The 17,127-nt window shown below is 68.5% G+C and carries 13 protein-coding genes and 1 pseudogene; 6 read left to right on the top strand and 8 right to left on the bottom strand.

Annotated features, from left to right (window positions below):
• Positions 1 to 219 precede the first annotated feature (219 nt).
• The 3 genes from D588_RS0121670 to D588_RS0121660 all read right to left on the bottom strand — a co-directional run bounded on the left by D588_RS0121670 (position 220) and on the right by D588_RS0121660 (position 3,380).
• Positions 220 to 801, bottom strand: a complete 582-nt coding sequence (locus D588_RS0121670) for an LON peptidase substrate-binding domain-containing protein (RefSeq protein ID WP_017917492.1) — start codon at positions 799 to 801, stop codon at positions 220 to 222.
• A 28-nt stretch (positions 802 to 829) separates the two neighbouring features.
• Complete coding sequence (mpl, locus tag D588_RS0121665; RefSeq protein ID WP_017917491.1) at positions 830 to 2,269, bottom strand: UDP-N-acetylmuramate:L-alanyl-gamma-D-glutamyl-meso-diaminopimelate ligase; 1,440 nt, start codon at positions 2,267 to 2,269, stop codon at positions 830 to 832.
• 547 nt (positions 2,270 to 2,816) lie between these two features.
• Complete coding sequence (locus D588_RS0121660; RefSeq protein WP_026143979.1) at positions 2,817 to 3,380, bottom strand: adenylate kinase; 564 nt, start codon at positions 3,378 to 3,380, stop codon at positions 2,817 to 2,819.
• 145 nt (positions 3,381 to 3,525) lie between these two features.
• Here D588_RS0121660 and D588_RS0121655 point away from each other — a divergent pair, with 145 nt between their 5' ends.
• Both D588_RS0121655 and D588_RS0121650 read left to right on the top strand, forming a co-directional pair.
• Positions 3,526 to 4,782 carry a 6-phosphofructokinase gene (locus tag D588_RS0121655; RefSeq protein WP_017917489.1) on the top strand — a complete coding sequence of 419 codons (1,257 nt, stop codon included), beginning with the start codon at positions 3,526 to 3,528 and terminating at the stop codon, positions 4,780 to 4,782.
• A 115-nt stretch (positions 4,783 to 4,897) separates the two neighbouring features.
• A complete protein-coding gene (locus D588_RS0121650) occupies positions 4,898 to 5,236 on the top strand; it encodes a DUF6434 domain-containing protein (protein ID WP_232764347.1) in 339 nt (112 codons plus the stop codon).
• A gap of 234 nt (positions 5,237 to 5,470) precedes the next feature.
• On the opposite strand, the gene D588_RS0121645 is transcribed toward D588_RS0121650, so the two are convergent.
• Positions 5,471 to 6,010, bottom strand: a complete 540-nt coding sequence (locus D588_RS0121645; protein WP_039728804.1) for a hypothetical protein — start codon at positions 6,008 to 6,010, stop codon at positions 5,471 to 5,473.
• 257 nt (positions 6,011 to 6,267) lie between these two features.
• Here D588_RS0121645 and D588_RS0121640 point away from each other — a divergent pair, with 257 nt between their 5' ends.
• Positions 6,268 to 8,295: a sodium-translocating pyrophosphatase gene (locus tag D588_RS0121640; RefSeq protein WP_017917487.1), complete on the top strand. Its 2,028-nt coding sequence runs from the start codon at positions 6,268 to 6,270 to the stop codon at positions 8,293 to 8,295.
• Between the two features lie 56 nt (positions 8,296 to 8,351).
• Here D588_RS0121640 and D588_RS0121635 read toward each other — a convergent pair whose 3' ends face one another.
• The gene (locus D588_RS0121635) at positions 8,352 to 8,840 is read right to left on the bottom strand and encodes a hypothetical protein (RefSeq protein WP_043086773.1); all 489 of its coding nucleotides are present in this window, start codon (positions 8,838 to 8,840) and stop codon (positions 8,352 to 8,354) included.
• A gap of 198 nt (positions 8,841 to 9,038) precedes the next feature.
• Between D588_RS0121635 and ppa the strand changes: the two genes are divergently transcribed.
• The 3 genes from ppa (at position 9,039) to D588_RS0121620 (ending at position 12,140) form a co-directional block, all read left to right on the top strand.
• Positions 9,039 to 9,572: an inorganic diphosphatase gene (gene ppa / locus D588_RS0121630; RefSeq protein ID WP_017917485.1), complete on the top strand. Its 534-nt coding sequence runs from the start codon at positions 9,039 to 9,041 to the stop codon at positions 9,570 to 9,572.
• Positions 9,573 to 9,730: 158 nt separating this feature from the next.
• Entirely contained in the window at positions 9,731 to 10,846 is a 1,116-nt protein-coding gene (locus tag D588_RS0121625; protein ID WP_017910507.1) for an HDOD domain-containing protein, read from the top strand.
• A gap of 499 nt (positions 10,847 to 11,345) precedes the next feature.
• Positions 11,346 to 12,140 carry an isocitrate lyase/phosphoenolpyruvate mutase family protein gene (locus tag D588_RS0121620; RefSeq protein WP_026144678.1) on the top strand — a complete coding sequence of 265 codons (795 nt, stop codon included), beginning with the start codon at positions 11,346 to 11,348 and terminating at the stop codon, positions 12,138 to 12,140.
• Between the two features lie 247 nt (positions 12,141 to 12,387).
• On the opposite strand, the gene D588_RS0121615 is transcribed toward D588_RS0121620, so the two are convergent.
• From D588_RS0121615 to D588_RS0121605, 3 genes and pseudogenes are all read right to left on the bottom strand, one after another.
• Positions 12,388 to 15,243 carry a TonB-dependent receptor gene (locus D588_RS0121615; RefSeq protein WP_026143976.1) on the bottom strand — a complete coding sequence of 952 codons (2,856 nt, stop codon included), beginning with the start codon at positions 15,241 to 15,243 and terminating at the stop codon, positions 12,388 to 12,390.
• A 49-nt stretch (positions 15,244 to 15,292) separates the two neighbouring features.
• Positions 15,293 to 16,189 carry a helix-turn-helix transcriptional regulator gene (locus D588_RS0121610; protein ID WP_017917483.1) on the bottom strand — a complete coding sequence of 299 codons (897 nt, stop codon included), beginning with the start codon at positions 16,187 to 16,189 and terminating at the stop codon, positions 15,293 to 15,295.
• A gap of 120 nt (positions 16,190 to 16,309) precedes the next feature.
• A pseudogene (locus D588_RS0121605) lies at positions 16,310 to 17,127 on the bottom strand (PD40 domain-containing protein); the annotation flags it as partial.

The raw sequence follows: 17,127 nt of genomic DNA, 5'->3' as shown, positions 1-17,127 counted from the left end.
CCGGCGGCCGGGCGCGGCCGCCGATCGCTGCCAAGCGTGGCCCGCGCCTGCTAGCGGCGCGCTGAATGCCGGCTGCGGCGCGCACGTGGCCCGCCTGTGGCATGACCCATCGAGAACAACGCGCGGCGATCGTGGCGATGATGGCGCAGCGCCGCACGGATGCCGGCCGCCGCGCTCCACGTCAGGCCAGGACGGCGACACCGCCCTCGCCTGCCTCGCTCAGGGAATCCAGGCCAGCAACTGGTCCAGTCGCGCGTGCGGGTCGTCTTCCTGCAGCAGCGACAGGCGCTGGCGCTCGTCCAGCGGCAGCAGTTCGGCCATGCGCCAGCCGACCCAGGCGGCCTGGTCGAGCTGGCGCGGACCGGCCAGCGGATACACCGCGGCGGCCTGGTCGAGAATGCTGTCGAGTACCGTCGCCAACAGCGCGTGCTGCGGACGCAGTTCGTCGTCGCCATCGGCCTCGCGCCATTCCACGTCGCCGACCACCAGGCCGTTGTCGCGGACCCGGCTGCGCAGCACGTGGAAGCGCCGCGCGCCACGCAAGCTCAGCACCAGCACGCCATCGGCGCCGACATCGAAATCGACGATGCGCGCCTCGGTGCCGAACGCCGCCGGCACCGCCGGGGCGCCGGTCTCGCTGCCGTCCAGGATCAGGCAGACGCCGAAGCCGCTGTCGCTGCGCCCACATTCGCGGACCAGGTCCAGATAGCGGCGCTCGAACACCCGCAGCTTGATCGAGGCGCCGGGCAGCAACACCGCGTGCAGCGGGAACAGCGGCAGCGTGGTCCGCTGCGCGCTCACGCGCCGGCTCCGCCGTGCCCGACGACGTTCATTGCAGCGCGGCCAGGAAGCGGCGTGGTGCGCCGTCGAAGCCGCCGTTGGACATGAACACCACATGGTCGCCCGCGCGCGCCTGTGCCTGCAGCGCGGCCAGCAGGGCGTCCACGTCGGGCACCGCGCAGGCCTCGCCGCGTACCGCGGCGATCACCTTGCCCGCATCCCAGGCCAGTTCCGGCCGCTGCAGGAACACCACCGCGTCGGCGGCTTCCAGCGACGGCGCCAGCGCTTCGGCATGCGCGCCCAGCCGCATCGAATTGCTGCGCGGCTCCATCGCCACCACGATGCGCGCCGCGCCGACCTTCGCGCGCAGGCCTTCGAGCGTGGTGCGGATAGCGGTGGGATGATGGGCGAAGTCGTCGTACACGGTGATGCCCTGCGCCTGGCCGAGCACTTCCAGACGCCGCTTGACGCTGCGGAAGCGCGCCAGCGCCGGCATCACCTGCGCCGGCACCACGCCCACCGCATGGGCGGCGGCCAGCGCGGCCAGCGCGTTCATCACGTTGTGGCGACCGAGCAGCGGCCAGTCCACCTCGCCCAGTTCGCGACCCTGGTGCAGCACCGCGAAGCGGCTGCCATCGGCGGCGATCAGGCGCGCGCTCCAGTCGAAGCCGGGATCGAAGCCGAAGCGCTCCACCGGGGTCCAGCAGCCCATCGCCAGCACCTCGCGCAGGTGCGCGTCCTCGCCATTGACGATCAGCCGCCCGCGGCGCGGCACGGTCCGCACCAGATGGTGAAACTGGCGCTGGATCGCGGCGACGTCGGGGAAGATGTCGGCGTGGTCGTACTCGAGATTGTTGAGGATCGCCACCAGCGGCCGGTAGTGCACGAACTTGCTGCGCTTGTCGAAGAACGCGGTGTCGTACTCGTCGGCCTCGACCACAAACAGCGGGCGGCCCGCCAGGGCCGGCCCCTGATGTCCTTCTCCCTCCGGGAGAAGGTGGCGCGCAGCGCCGGATGCGGGTTCGGCAGCCGCACGCCCCAGCCGCGCGGACACGCCGAAGTCCTCGGCCACTCCGCCGATCAGAAAGCCCGGCTCGCGCCCGGCGGCCTGCAGCAGCCAGGTCAGGATGCTGGTGGTGGTGGTCTTGCCGTGGGTGCCGGCCACCGCCAGGGTGTCGCGCCCCGGCAGCACCTGCTCGCTCAGCCATTGCGCCCCGGAGGTGTAGGCGCGCCCGGCGTCGAGCACCGCCTCCACCGCCGCGTTGCCGCGCGACAGCGCGTTGCCGACGATCACCTGGTCGCAGTCCGCGGCGATGTGCTCGGGCAGGTAGCCCTGCTTCAGCGCGATGCCCAGGTGTTCCAGCTGTGTGGACATCGGCGGGTAGATCGCCTGGTCGCTGCCCTCGACCGCATGGCCGAGTTCGCGCGCCAGCGCGGCGACACCGCCCATGAACGTACCGGCGATGCCGAGAATATGGATCTTGCTCATGGCCGGATTGTCGCCGATCCCCCGGCGCACGCAAACCTGCGCAGGTGCGGCCGTTGGCCGTGGCAGGCAGGCCGTGGGACCGATCCGGGGCAATCGTGGCGCGGCGCCGTCAAGTAGGGAATCCCCCACATCCGCTGAGGAAAGTCCCCGATAGGCAAGTCGGGAGCCGACGCCGAGAATGAACGGGCCAGCCTCGACACCCTGTGGTTCTACTCCCCAAGAGACCATCCCCAAGGGAGCTCATGTCGTGGGGCTCTGAGCAAGCCCGTTCGCTGGCGCCTTCTTTCCCCGATCCCGGCCCTCCATTGGCAGGCGGGATGCGCGCCCACGGTGGCTACTCGCTGTGCGCAGCGCAGCAGGACATGTCCTTACGTCGCTTCCCCGCCGCAGGAGCGGCTTCAGCCGCGACGGGCCTTACCGGGTATGCGTGTCGGGAAACCGCTCGTACGGGCGGACGTGGCGCGTCGTGACGGAAGGCGCACCGCCACCGGTACGGCGCCGTCTGCACGACCGGCACCCGCGGCGGGCGCCGGCGTGCCGTGCCGCCTCAGCGGCCGATCGCCGCCAGGATGCGGGCGAGCACCTCGTCCAGCGAGCCGACGCCATCGACCCGCGCCAGCGTGCCGCGCTTGTCGTAGAAGCCGATCACCGGCGCGGTCGAATCGGTGTAGACCTGCAGGCGCTTGCGCACCGACTCGGGATTGTCGTCCTCGCGGCCTTCGGCCTTGGCGCGGCCGGCGATGCGCTCGACCAGCAGTTCGTTGGCCACGTCCAGCTGCACCACCGCGTCCAGCGGCTGACCGATCTTGGCCAGCAGTTCGTCCAGCGCGCCGGCCTGGGCCAGGTTGCGCGGGTAGCCGTCGAGGATGAAGCCGTTGCGCACGTCGTCGCGGCCGAGGCGCGATTCGAGCATGCCGAGCAGGATGTCGTCGGAGACCAGGTCGCCGCGCGCCATCACTTCCTTGGCCTGCACGCCCAGCGGGGTGCCGGCGGCGACTTCGGCGCGCAGCAGATCGCCGGTGGAGATGTGCGGGATCTGCAGCTTGTCCTTCAGGCGGGCCGCCTGCGTGCCCTTGCCCGATCCGGGCGGTCCCAACAGAACCAATCGCATCAACCTGACTCCTCGAGGAAAGTACCGTGCGCGGCCGGCGGCGTTAGACTCGGGGGCCACGCCTGCGCTGCACCGCTAGATCCCCAGCTTACCGCATCCGGGCAATGTCCCGGCAATGTCCCCACCCCAGGAGCGAACCCCGACCATGGCCCAAGGCACCCTGCTGTACGCCCAGTCCGGCGGCGTCACCGCCGTCATCAACGCCAGCGCCGCCGCCGTCATCGGCGAAGCGCGGGCGCGCAAGGTCAAGGTGCTGGCCGCGCGCAACGGCATCCTCGGCGCGCTGCGCGAGGACCTGATCGACACCTCCAAGGAGTCGGCGGCGGCGATCGCCGCGCTGGCCCACACCCCCGGCGGCGCGTTCGGCTCGTGCCGCTACAAGCTCAAGTCGCTGGAAGCCGACCGCGCCAAGTACGAGCGCCTGCTGCAGGTGCTGCAGGCGCACGACGTGCGCTACTTCCTCTACAACGGCGGCAACGATTCGGCCGACACCGCGTGGAAGGTGTCGCAGCTGGCGCAGGCGTTCGGCTACCCGCTGCACTGCATCGGCGTGCCCAAGACCATCGACAACGACCTGGCGGTCACCGACACCTGCCCGGGCTTCGGCTCGGCGGCCAAGTACACCGCGGTGTCGGTGCGCGAGGCGGCGCTGGACGTGGCGGCGATGGCCGAAACCTCGACCAAGGTATTTGTCTACGAGGCCATGGGCCGCCATGCCGGCTGGCTGGCCGCCGCCGCCGGCCTGGCCGCGCAATCGCCGGACGACGCGCCGCAGATCATCCTGTTCCCCGAACGCGCCTACGACGAGGCCGCCTTCCTGGCGCAGGTGCGCAAGGTGGTGGACAAGGTCGGCTGGTGCGTGGTGGTGGCCAGCGAAGGCATCCAGACCGCCGACGGCCGCTTCGTCGCCGATGCCGGCGGCGGCACCGATGCGTTCGGACACAGCCAGCTCGGCGGCGTGGCGTCCTACCTGGCCGGCAAGGTCAAGGCCGAACTTGGCTACAAGGTGCACTGGACCCTGCCCGACTACCTGCAGCGTTCGGCCCGCCACCTCGCCTCGCGCACCGACTGGGAGCAGGCGCAGGCGGTCGGCAAGGCCGCGGTGCAGTTCGCGCTGAAGGGCATGAACGCGGTGATGCCGGCGATCGTGCGCAGCAGCGATGCGCCGTACCGCTGGAAGATCGAGGCGGCGCCACTGCACAAGGTCGCCAACCACGAGAAGAAGATGCCGGCCGGTTTCCTGCGCAAGGACGGCTTCGGCATCACCGACAAGGCGCGCCGCTATCTGCAGCCGCTGATCCGCGGCGAGGCGCCGCTGCCCTACGGCACGGATGGGCTGCCCAAGTACGTGGCGCTGAAGAACGTGGCGGTGAAGAAGAAGCTGCCGGCCTGGGAGGGCTGACAGCGCGGGCGCACGATCGGCATGACGTCATCGGCGCATGCCGTCGCGCGCGTGATGTCGCCGTTGGCGCCAGCCTCTGCAGGCGCCGCGCCGGACGATCGAGGGACGCGACAGGATGCTGCAGGGGTCCTGGCTCATCCACCACGGATGTCGGATTGCCTGCAGCTTGAGAGAAGACGAGGCCGCCAGGATGCGCGACACGCACGAAGACCCAAGCAGCGCGTCCGGCCACATGCGCTTCGATTGGCACAGCGATCCCATCACCCGTGCGACGCCGGTGGACGAGCACTATCGCAACACGCAGAACGTGCGCCGCTTCCTCGTGACCATGTGCGGCGACGGCTTCGCGTTCGACCGCGCGCTCATGGCCTGGATCAGGAATGGCGTCGCCAAGACCATGGGCGACGTCGCCGACGAATGGCGGCGACGGCACACCAGCAACGTGCCGACCTGAGGCGCCGCATGCGACGGATCGGCGACGGTCAAGAAGTGCGACAGCAACGCAAAGCGCAAAGCCGCCAAGCCTGTCCTGGATCCTGCTTTACGCAGGCATCCAGGGATCGCATGCGCCGTGCCTGTGCGGCCTCACGACAGCCACATCACCGTCGCGCATACGCAGCACCGGTCGCAGCCGCCCTGCCTGCGCGATGCAGGCGTGAAGGCCGAGGCGGCTCGACAATCCTCCCGCTCAGCGGCAGGCCTTGCCTTCCACCGTCATCTGCGCGGTGAACTGCGGCACCTGCGGGACCTTGCCGGCGGCCGCCTGCTGCTTGGCCTCTTCCAGATAGATCCGCGACTGGCCCTGACCATCGCGCTCGGTGTTCAGCGCCACCGGCTTGCGCCACACCCGCACCACCGCCTGCTGCGACGGACAGGCGGCGCTGGGCACGCGGATCAGGTCGTTGAACTTCCAGCCGGTGGCCTCGCTGGGCTTGGCCTGATCGAACTCGACCAGCCTGGCGCGCGGCTGGCAGGTCGGGCTGCTGCGCACCGCGGAGAAGCGGTAGGGCTGCGCCGCATCGCCGGTGTACTCGCCCTCGAAGCGCACGCAGGCCTCGGGGATCTGGCGGATGGTATGCACCACGCCCACCGCCTGCGGCGCGCTGGCCGGGCGCTGCAGTTCCGGGGTCGGGTCGGCGGCTGCAGCGGCCAGCGGCGCCAGCGCACACAGGCCGAGGGCCACGATCGAGGCGCGTGCGCGCAGCCTTGGGGAAATCGTCGATTGCATCGGAGGGCTCCTGGGAAGCGATGCGCCACGCTGCCACGCACAGACTGAACCGCACGCCAAAAGTGAGACGCCCTGCCTGGTCGCTGGCGGCATCACGGAGGCAGGCGCATACTCGCCCACGTTCAGGCCAGATGACATTGCGATACGCACCAGCGGCGCGCGTTGTGGCCGCGGAGTCGTTGCATGCTTCAGCTCCTACGGTGTGATCCCCCGGTATGTCCAGCGCTTGGGCGCCATCCACATCCTTGGGAGGGGTCATGCTGGAACGATATGCGGTCACCGTGGCACTGGCGTGCGCGGCTCTGGCGGTGCTCTACGGCATCGTCTCCACGCGCTGGATCCTGGCGCAGCCCGCCGGCAACGAACGCATGCGGCAGATCGCCGATGCGATCCAGGAAGGCGCCCGCGCCTACCTCAACCGACAGTACCTGACCATCGCCATCGCCGGCGTGGTCCTGCTGGTGCTGGTCGGGGTGTTCCTGAGCTGGTACACCGCCGGCGGCTTCGCGATCGGCGCGGTGCTGTCCGGGGTCGCCGGCTACATCGGCATGAACCTGTCGGTGCGCGCCAACGTGCGTACCGCCGAAGCGGCGCGGCGCGGGTTGGCGCCGGCGATGGCGGTCGCGTTCCGCGGCGGCGCGATCACCGGGATGCTGGTGGTCGGGCTGGGCCTGATCGGCGTTGCCGGCTACTACGGCCTGCTGCAGTGGCTGGGACACAGCGTGGGCGACAGCCTGCATGCGCTGGTCGGCCTGGCCTTCGGCAGTTCGCTGATCTCGATCTTCGCGCGCCTGGGCGGCGGCATCTTCACCAAGGGCGCCGACGTCGGCGCGGACCTGGTCGGCAAGGTCGAGGCCGGCATTCCCGAGGACGATCCGCGCAACCCGGCGGTGATCGCCGACAACGTCGGCGACAACGTCGGCGACTGCGCCGGCATGGCCGCCGACCTGTTCGAGACCTACGCGGTCACGGTGATCGCGACGATGCTGCTGGGCGGGCTGATGGCCGCCGAGGCCGGGCGCAACGCGGTGCTGTATCCGCTGGTGCTGGGCGGGGTGTCGATCGTCGCCTCGATCGTCGGCACCTTCTTCGTGCGCGTGCGCCCGGGCGGCTCGATCATGGGCGCGCTGTACAAGGGCGTGGTGGTCTCGGCGGTGCTGGCGGCGCTGGCGTTCTGGCCGGTGACCCAGCAACTGATGGGCGACACCGCCGCCGGTGCCGGCAAGCTCTACGGCTGTGCGCTGATCGGCCTGGCGCTGACCGGGCTGATCGTGTGGATCACCGAGTACTACACCGGCACCCAGTACAAGCCGGTGCAGCACGTGGCGCAGGCCTCGACCACCGGCCATGGCACCAACATCATCGCCGGGCTCGGCATCTCGATGAAGTCCACCGCGCTGCCGGTGATCGCGGTGTGCGCCGCGATCTGGGGTGCGTTCGCGTTGTCCGGCCTGTACGGCATCGCCATCGCCGCCACCGCGATGCTGTCGATGGCCGGCATGATCGTGGCGCTGGACGCCTACGGTCCGATCACCGACAACGCCGGCGGCATCGCCGAGATGGCGGAACTGCCGCCGGAGGTACGCGCGGTCACCGACCCGCTGGACGCGGTCGGCAACACCACCAAGGCCGTGACCAAGGGTTATGCGATCGGCTCGGCGGCGCTGGCGGCGCTGGTGCTGTTCGCCGACTACACCCACAACCTGCGCGCCGCGCACCCCACCGAAACCTTCGCCTTCGACCTGTCCGACCACACGGTGATCATCGGCCTGCTGATCGGCGGCCTGATCCCCTACCTGTTCGGCGCGATGGCAATGGAGGCGGTGGGCCGCGCCGCCGGCGCGGTGGTGGAGGAAGTGCGGCGGCAGTTCCGCGAGATCGCCGGCATCATGCAGGGCACCGGCAAGCCGCAATACGACCGCGCGGTGGACATGCTGACCCGCTCGGCGATCCGCGAAATGATCGTGCCCTCGTTGCTGCCGGTGGCGGTGCCGATCGTGGTCGGCCTGTTGCTGGGCCCGCGCGCGCTCGGCGGCCTGCTGATCGGCACCATCGTCACCGGGCTGTTCGTGGCCATCTCCATGACCACCGGCGGCGGCGCATGGGACAACGCCAAGAAGTACATCGAGGACGGCCATTTCGGCGGCAAGGGCAGCGAGGCGCACAAGGCCGCGGTCACCGGCGACACCGTCGGCGACCCGTACAAGGACACCGCCGGCCCGGCGATCAATCCGCTGATCAAGATCATCAACATCGTGGCGTTGCTGCTGGTGCCGCTGCTGTAGCCACACGCGCAGCGGGCGTCGGCGACATGCCGGTGCCTGCTGCGCGTCCTTTGCCGCTACAGGCAGTCGATCAGACCGTCGTTGATGCTGTGCTCGCTGTGCGGCAGCGGCGCGAACAGCGGCCGCTCGCCCGACAGCGCCGCATACAGCGCGTGCAGCCGGGTCTGCGGCTGCAGCGGGGTCCGGCAGTGCCATAGCCGCGCATCGACCACGACCCGGCCGGTGTTCGCATCGATACTGGCCTCGCTGGCGCCGAAGCTCCAGATGCACTCCCCGATCACCCCGTCGCGCTGGCGCACCGAGCAGCGATAGCGCAGCGGCCGGTAGTCGCTGTAGTCGCCTTCGCAGAAGGTGTCGCCGCAGAGCTGGTCGAAGTCGTGCGCCAGCCGTTGCTCCAGGTCGGCGAACGCCTCCCAGCCCTCGCCCGGGTCGGGATAGTCCATCGCATCCACGTAAGCCGGTTGCGCCTGCCGCGCCTGCGCACCGCCGCAGGCCAGGACCAGCACCGCCAGCAGCGGCAGCATCGATTGCCGGATTCCGTTCATCGTCTTGCTCCTTGGGTGGGGACAGTGGCCACAGGGTCGCCGCCGCCCGATTCCGGCACCATCGGAATGCGCCCCATGCGGGCCGGTATGGAGTCCGAAACCGCTGTAGGAATCCTCCGAACCGCCGTGCGCTGCATTGCAACAGCCAACCGACTAGAATGCCTGCCTCTTTAGAAGCCACTCCACTGGAGCTAGCGCATGGGTCTGGAACTGGTCACCTCCGGCAAGAACCTGCCGGAAGAAATCAACGTCGTCATCGAAATCCCGAAGGATTCCGAGCCGGTCAAGTACGAAGTGGACAAGGCCAGCGGCGCCATCTTCGTCGACCGCATCCTCTCCACCCCCATGCGCTACCCGTGCAACTACGGCTACGTGCCCAACACCCTGTGCGGCGACGGCGACCCGGCCGACGTGCTGGTGGTGCTACCGCTGCCGCTGGTGCCCGGCTGCGTGGTGCGCTGCCGCCCGGTCGGCGTGCTGAAGATGAGCGACGAGGCCGGCAGTGACGAGAAGATCCTGGCGGTGCCGGTGGCCAAGGTGTTCCAGGGCTATGCGCACATCGAGGACATCACCCAGGTGTCCGGCCACTGGATGGAGCGCATCGGCCACTTCTTCGAGCACTACAAGGACCTGGAGAAGGGCAAGTGGGTCAAGCTCGACGGCTGGGGCAACGCCGAGGAAGCCAAGCGCATCCTGCGCGAGTCCGTGACCCGCTTCGAAGCCGGCGCCTGAGCCGCCGCCACGGCGGGGCGCCGCCGCCCCGCCGTGGCTGATCCGTTTCACGTTTTGCCGTTGCCGGGGCGCCGCCCTTCGGGGTTTGCGGTACATTGCGCCATGGCATCACCGAGCCCGGTCCGTCCGCGATCCGGCTCTTCTTGGGGGACAGTCTCTTGCGCATCCTGTTCGTCGGCGACGAAGCCAGCCTTCCGTCCGAAGTCACTGAATACATTCGCGATCTTGGCGACGACTGGCAGGTCCAGAGTGTTGCCGACGGCAATGCCGCGATCGCCGCGGCGGCCACGGTGCGCCTGGATGCGGTGATCGCCGCGCCGACGCTGCCGGACCTGACCACCGCCACCCTGCTCGGCCAGATCCGCACGCTGAGCCCGGAAACCATCCGCATCGCGCTGATCGAGGCCGAACAGAGCAATCGCGCGCCGCCGGCGCGGATCATCGGCGTGGCCCACCGGTTCCTGCCGCTGCCGCTGTCCCCGGAAATGCTGCTGGAAGCGGTCACCAGCCTGGAGGAACTGCAGGAACTGCTGGGCAACCCGCGCCTGCGTTCCAGCATCGGCCGCATCGAGAAGCTGCCCTCGCCGCCGCATCTGTACCTGAGCCTGATGCATGCGCTGGAGCAGGACGAGGGCAGCAACGCCGCCGACCTGGCCAAGCTGGTCTCGGCCGACCCGGCGATCGCGGCCAAGGTGCTGCAGCTGTGCAATTCGGCGTTCTTCTCCAACGGCCGCACCATTTCCGACCTGCGCACCGCCGTGACCCGGCTGGGCACCGCCACCCTGCGCGACCTGGTCCTGGCCAGCGAAGTGTTCTCGGTGCAGGCGCTGTCCAACGCCGAGCGCAACGCGCTGCAGCAGCGCTCGCTGCTGGCGTCCAAGCTGGCCGCGAAGATGCTGCCGGCCTCCAGCGTCGAACTCGGTTCGACCGCGGCGCTGCTGGCCGACATCGGCCTGCTGCTGCCGGGCGTGCGCGACGAGCGCGAGCCACCCACCGATGCCAACGACACCCGGCCGGGCCACGCCGAAGCCGGCGCCTACCTGCTGGGCCTGTGGGGCCTGCCGATGCCGATCATCGAGGCGGTGGCCTTCCATCGCCAGCCGCAGCGCTCCAGCACCCGCAGCTTCTGGGTCACCGGCGCGGTGCACGTGGCGATGGCGCTGGCCAGCGGCTCGGAGGTGGACGAGGAGTACCTCTCCAAGACCGGCATGCTCAACAAGCTGCCGAGCTGGCGCGAGCATGCCGAGAACCTGATGGGGCTGACCTCGGCCTGAGCCCGACCGTGGCGCGCGTCGCCCGCTCGCGAGCGCAGCTCCAGGAGAAGTCGGCGAAGCGGGCGCCCTCGCGCACCGCTTGCTGCACCAGAGCCGGCCAGTCACTGCCCAGCCCGGTGAAGCTTGCGTTGCTCGTACACCTCGGCGATACGCTCGTGCTGCAGGCCCATCGCGCCATGTCCAGCAAGGCCTCGTACACCGAGAGCGGATGCTGCAGGCGTTGCAGCGGCAGCACGACACGCTGGTGCACTCGCGCCAACACGTGTCCGCGGTCTGCCCGGTGGTGGCATGCCCCGTCAATCGCATAGGTGCGGGCAGCTACAAGTGCAGTTGCCTGATGATGCATTCAAGCCGAGCTTGTCCGCTGGCGCGGCCAAGTTGACCTAGTTCAAGCCTTAGGTAAGGTTTCGGTTTGTCGAGGTTGATGTCCGAAAATGGCAAGACACTTAGCGCGGCCGATGCCACATTTCGGCCACTCGCCCGCCTAAGGCAACACGTCATGAGCGCACCCGTTTTTTTCAGGTTTTTAGACCTTCATCGCACCAACACCCCCCTGTTAATCGCCAACGCTTGGGATGCCGTCAGCGCAGCACTCTGGCAACGGGCAGGCGCTCCAGCTATCGGTACCAGCAGTGCGGCTCTGGCCTGGGCTTGCGGCTATGCCGATGGCGGTGCACTACCGCTCGATGCACTATTGCATCAGGTACGCGCCATTGCCCGTGTCTCGTCAGTTCCGGTCAGTATCGATCTGGAGGACGGTTATAGCGACGACCCGCACGCCGTGGCGGAGCTGGCGAAGGAAATCGCGGCCATCGGTGCGGTTGGGATCAATCTGGAAGATGGTGCAGGTACGCCCGAGCTGTTGATGGAGAAGATCCGCATGGCCCGTCAGGCTCTCGGCGACACGCCGCTGTTCATCAACGCACGCACCGACGTTTACTTGCGCGGCCTCGCTTCCGGGCGTGATGCGGTGGACATGGCGATCCACCGCTTGTCTTGCTACCGGGGCGCAGGTGCAGACGGCGGCTTCGTGCCAGGCATCACCGATATCAAGGAAATTGCCGAGATCGCGGCAAAGGTCGCGATGCCGCTCAACGTAATGACGGTTCCCGGGCTACCGTCGCTGCTGGCATTGCGCGAGGCCGGTGTGCGTCGGATCAGCGCCGGCCCGGCGCTGTTCCAGCACGCTTTCGGTGCCGGCGTGAACAGTGTCGAAGACTTCCTGGCCGGCAACTTTTCCAGCGTGCCCCGCGCTGGCATCGAGTACGCCAGCCTCAACCGATTGCTTTGGTAGAACGGTAGCCGCCATGGGCACGGCGACACATTGCCCAGGCGGGCCGCCGCGCTCATACCAGAAATCAAAGATGTTCCCCTCAACATCAGGCAAGACGGCACGGATCTTGAGGAAAACGTAGGCGCCGTCGCGACTGTCTCGACAACCCCAACCTTATCGGGTCGGCCGTGTGCCTGTCTCCCCTCAGTTGGGTGAACAAAAAAAGACGGGCCTTGCGGCCCGTCTTCGTGTCACGCAAACAGCTCGATCAGAAGCGCTGGGTGTACTTCATGTACACGTAGCGACCGATGTCGAAGCCGCCGTAGTAGGCGAAGCTGCTGTCCGGGGCCGAGTACATCAGCGGACCGCGGTGGTCGAACACATTGTTCGCACCGATGGCGATCGTCGCGTCCCAGGGCGCCTTCCAGTTGACCTGCAGGTCGTGGAAGGTATTGGCACCAGTGTGACGCAGCGGGTCGGTCTCTCCATTGGCGAAGTGGTCCGGCGCATCGCAGTAGTCCGCGGCGCGCGAGATGCACTTTTCCTTCATGCCGGAGTAGTAGCGCAGGGTGTAATTCACACCGAAGTCGCCCAGCGTCCAGTTCACGCCCAGGTTGGAACGCACGCGGAAAATGCCCGGCTCGCCGACGCTGCCGATCGTGATGTTGTCGCCCGCCTGATTCTGGCCGGCTTCGTCGTACTTGCTGACGTAGCTGGTCTGCCAGTCGATCATGATCTTGCCGAACGCCATTTCCGGCAGACGGTAACGGATGCCCAGATCGTAGCCTTCGGTCTCCATCTGGCCGAGGTTGGCCACACCGTAAGTCATCGCCGAGATGTGGCCGTCGGCGGCGCGGGTCACGCCGGCGCAGCGCTCGGCATTGCCCAGCACGTAGCAGTCGCGCAGGATGCGGTCGACGCTATCGGCGATGATCATGTCCTTGATCTCGTAGCGGTACCAATCCAGCGAGATGTCCAGGCCCTGTACCCAGCGCGGGCTCCACACCAGACCGGCGGTCTTGCTGGTGGAGGTTTCCGGACGCAGGTTCGGGTTGGAGCCGCTGATGAACTCGTCCGGGGTCTGGCAAGGAAGGGTGGAACACGGCACGTAGCCCTGGCCCAGCTGGGTGTAGCCGACCGGCACGCCGGCCGCGCTGCACGCCGCATTGCCGTTGACGCTGTTCGGCGCGCCCACGCCGCACGGATCGATGTACGACTCGAAGCTGCTGTTCAGGCCGCCGTACAGATCGCTGATCGTCGGGGCGCGGAAGCCCTCGGCGTAGGTGCCGCGGACCAGCAGCTCGTCGATCGGCTTCCAGGTGAAGCCGAACTTGGAGTTCACCGTGTCGCCGAAGTTGCTGTAGTCGGAGTAGCGGCTGGCCAGGTTCAGTGTCAGCTGCTTGGCGAACGCCATGTCGGCCAGGATCGGCACGTTCAACTCGAGGTAGAACTCGTCCAGATCGTAGCTGCCGGCGGTGGTCTTGGCGCCCAGGCCGGTGCTCTCACCCGACTGCGCGAAGGCGTCCGGCGAGAAACGACCTTCTTCCTTGCGGTGCTCGTAGCCGACCGCGATGCCGAGGTCGCCCGCCGGCAGCGTCGCCAGCGTGCCGCTCAGGTTGGCGGTGTAGCTGGTGGTCTTGGTCAGGCCGGTATCGGTGAAGTCCGGGAACAGGAACGCCTGGGTGTCCGCATCGGCCAGCGAGCCCGGGCCGGCCACGCCGTACGGCAGCAGCGGGTTCCACGGGCGGCAGGCGCTCAGCGGCACCGGCGCGGCGGCGGTGCCGCACTGGGCGACGCCATTGGCGTTGATGAAGGACGAACCCAGCGCCTGGCGCGAGGCGATCAGACTCATGTCGCCGTGACCGGTCTTGGTGCTCTCGTTGCGGTTCCACAGCGCACCGACGTCCCAGTCCCAGGTCTTGTCGGCGAACTCGAAGGAGCCGCTGATGGTCGGCGCGAAGCGCGTGGTCTTCAGCTTGCTTTCGGTGGTGCGCGGCACTTCCCACAGGCGGCGGCGGAAGTCAACGTCCTGGCCGATCGGGTTGAACGCGCTGTCGCCGGCCAGCGGGGTTCCGAACCTGGCGGAGTCGTATGGGTAGCCAGCGATCTGCTGATCGGTGGTGCGCTCGTTGTAGAGCACGTCGGCGTTGAAGACGATGGAGTCGGTCAGGTCGTAGTTGGCGTTGGCGAACACCGACTTACGCTCGATGCCGGTCTGCACCATCATCTGCTGGTTGGAGTTGGCGTACTCGGCCGGGGTCAGCGGATGGTAGTCGGCCGGATTGTTCGGGTTGCCGCCCTGGTTCAGCGTCTGCCACACCGCCACGTCCGGATCCGAGCAATCCACGGTCAGCGGGTTGCACCAGCTGCCGTTCTGGCTGATCGGGCTCCAGCCGCTCGGCGTGGAGTTCGGGCCACGGCTGCCGTCGCGGCTGAACCAACGGTTCTTGGCGAACACCGGATCCTGCTTGGAGTACTCGGCGGTCAGCGCCACGCCACCGCGCTCGCCCTGAGTGCCGATGGTGAAGGAGTACTGCGAGGTCTTGCCGTCGCCTTCGCCGAACTGGCCGAACTCTGCGGAAACCTCGGCGCCGTCGAAGCGCTTGCGGGTGATGACGTTGACCACGCCGGCAATGGCGTCGGAGCCGTAGATCGACGAGGCGCCGTCCTTCAGCACTTCGATGCGCTCGATCGCCGCCATCGGCACCTGGCTCAGGTCCTGCAGGCCGGAGGTGGTGGCGCCCAGGCGCTTGCCGTTCAGCAGCACCAGGGTGCGCTCGGCACCGAGGTTGCGTAGGTCGACGTAGTAACCGCCGACGTTTTCGCCGGACGCCAGCGCGTCGGCGCGCGAGATCGCCGGCGAGCCGGCCGAGGTCAGGTTCTGCAGCACGTCGGCGACCGAGGTGTAGCCCTGGCGCTCCAGCGCCTGGCGGTCCAGGGTCAGGATCGGCTGCTGGGTTTCAACGTCGGCGCTACGGATGCGCGAACCGGTGATTTCGATCCGGTCCAGCGTGGTGGTGGACGAGGCGGCGGCTTCTTGCGCGCCGGCAATCGCCGGCGTCAACGCGATCGCGATGCTGGCGGGCAGCAAGCCCAGCCGCACTGCGGGAGTGCGAAGGTTCATCAATCTCTCCAGGGTAACGTTAGGGGCGTGTTAAGACGCCCTCGGCACGTTACGTTCCGGTGAGCGCGACTGCTTTGCCGCTGTCGCCTGCAGACTTTGCCGATTCTGGCGGCACGGTGCTGCCATGGCGATATTGCGAGGCGGAGACACCGAAGCGTGCGCGGAACGCCCGCGCGAAGCTGCAGCAGTTGTCGAATCCGCTGGCGGCGGCCACCTCGCCGATCATCATGGTGGTGTCGCGCAACAGGTCCGCAGCGCGCTCCAGGCGCAGGCGCGCCGACAACGCCTGCGGGCTTTCCTCGTACAGGCTCTGGAACGTCTTGGACAGGTACCAGCCGGAGAAGTTGGTCAGCTCGGCCAGTTCGCTGATCCGCACCACGCGGTCGCGATGGCCGTCCAGATACAGCCGCGCACGCTGCATGCGCCCGAACACCTGGCGCTTGCGCATCCGCGAGCGCCCGGGACAACGCTGCACGCGGCGCGACAACTCGCCCTGCATGGAGGCCAGATGCAGCAGCACCGGCCGCATCGCCAACGCATCGCCGGGCCGCGCCGCCGCCTGTCGCCACAGGCGCAAGGCGGTCCGCGTCTCGCGCAGCGACAACTCGCCGCGCCCCGCATACAAGGTCTCGTCGGCCATCCGGCCCAAGGCCTTCAGCGCCTCGCCATCCAGGCTCAGACCGATGCACAGGCCGTCGCGGTCGGTCTGCAGCATCGGCCGCGAGTCGCGTTCGAAGGCCAGCCACTGGCCGCGGCGCAGGGCGAAACGCCCCTCCTTGGCCTCGATCCAGGCGCTGCCACGCAACTGCAGCCAGACCGTGAAGGCATTCGCCGAGGCCTGCACGCTGGCCAGGCGCGCCGCGCCCAGGCAGGCCGGACCCGCCGGCGCGTCGTCGGCGTCCAGCACCAGTTGTTGTCCATGATCGACCAGGAAAGATTGCCGCATCCGAGCACCTGCTTGACGTAAACCGGTGCGCAGTCTTTGCCGAATGTGGCGGCAGGTCAGGACGTCTTGGCGATAGTTGTCCGAAATCGCCACGACGCCCTTACGAACAACTTACGAAGCCTATTTTTCCTTCCGGATCAGCCAGTTGTGCGAGATGGTCGAGAACCATTCCGGCTGCTCGTGCACGCGCATGAAGCCGATCTCGCTGCCATCCTCGACCGCCAGTGCCACATAGGCGTCGCCACTGCGCGGATCGATGCTGAAGCCGTTGACCGCACTGAAGTGGTCGCGGTCCAGGCACACGCTTGCAGCGAGGTCACCGTCGATCCGTGCCATGCGGCTGGCGCATTCGCCGGTCTGGAACAGGTAATGCACCGCCCCATCGGCGCCCACCGCCCAGCTGCGGTAGCGCCACAGCGAGGGCAGGCCGTCGTCCACGACACGCACGCTGGCCAGGTCCAGGCTGGCATCGACGCGCCACAGGCCGCTGCGCGCGAGCCGGGTGAACAGGATCTCCCCAGTGGCGGGATCAGCGCGGACCTGGGAAACATCCGGCAAGGTCGCCAAGGGCCGCCAGGGCACCGCGCGCCGGTCGTACAACTGCAGGCGGGTGCGGCCGTTCTCGCCCAGCAGGACCAGCAGTTGACCAGGTTCGGCGGTGTACAACGCCTGCAGCGGCTCGCCGGCCGGCACCGGCAAGGCCGCCACACTGCCGGATTGCGGCCGGACCTCATAGATCGCCGAATGCCCCTGCGCATCGCGGCCGCTGACCAGCAGCGCCTGGCTGTCGGCCGACCACGCCAGGGGCTGCCGGGTCTCCGGCCGCACGCCCTCGATCAGCCGCAACGAGGTCGGCTGGCGCACATTGCCCCACCACAGCGCGTAGCTGCCGTCGCGATCGGAGGTAAAGGCGAGTTGGCGCCCGTCGGGCGCGATGC

Source organism: Xanthomonas sp. SHU 308, from assembly GCF_000364645.1.
In the GTDB taxonomy this organism is placed as follows: Bacteria; Pseudomonadota; Gammaproteobacteria; order Xanthomonadales; family Xanthomonadaceae; genus Xanthomonas_A; species Xanthomonas_A sontii.
This window is presented reverse-complemented; position numbering and strand designations above follow the sequence as displayed.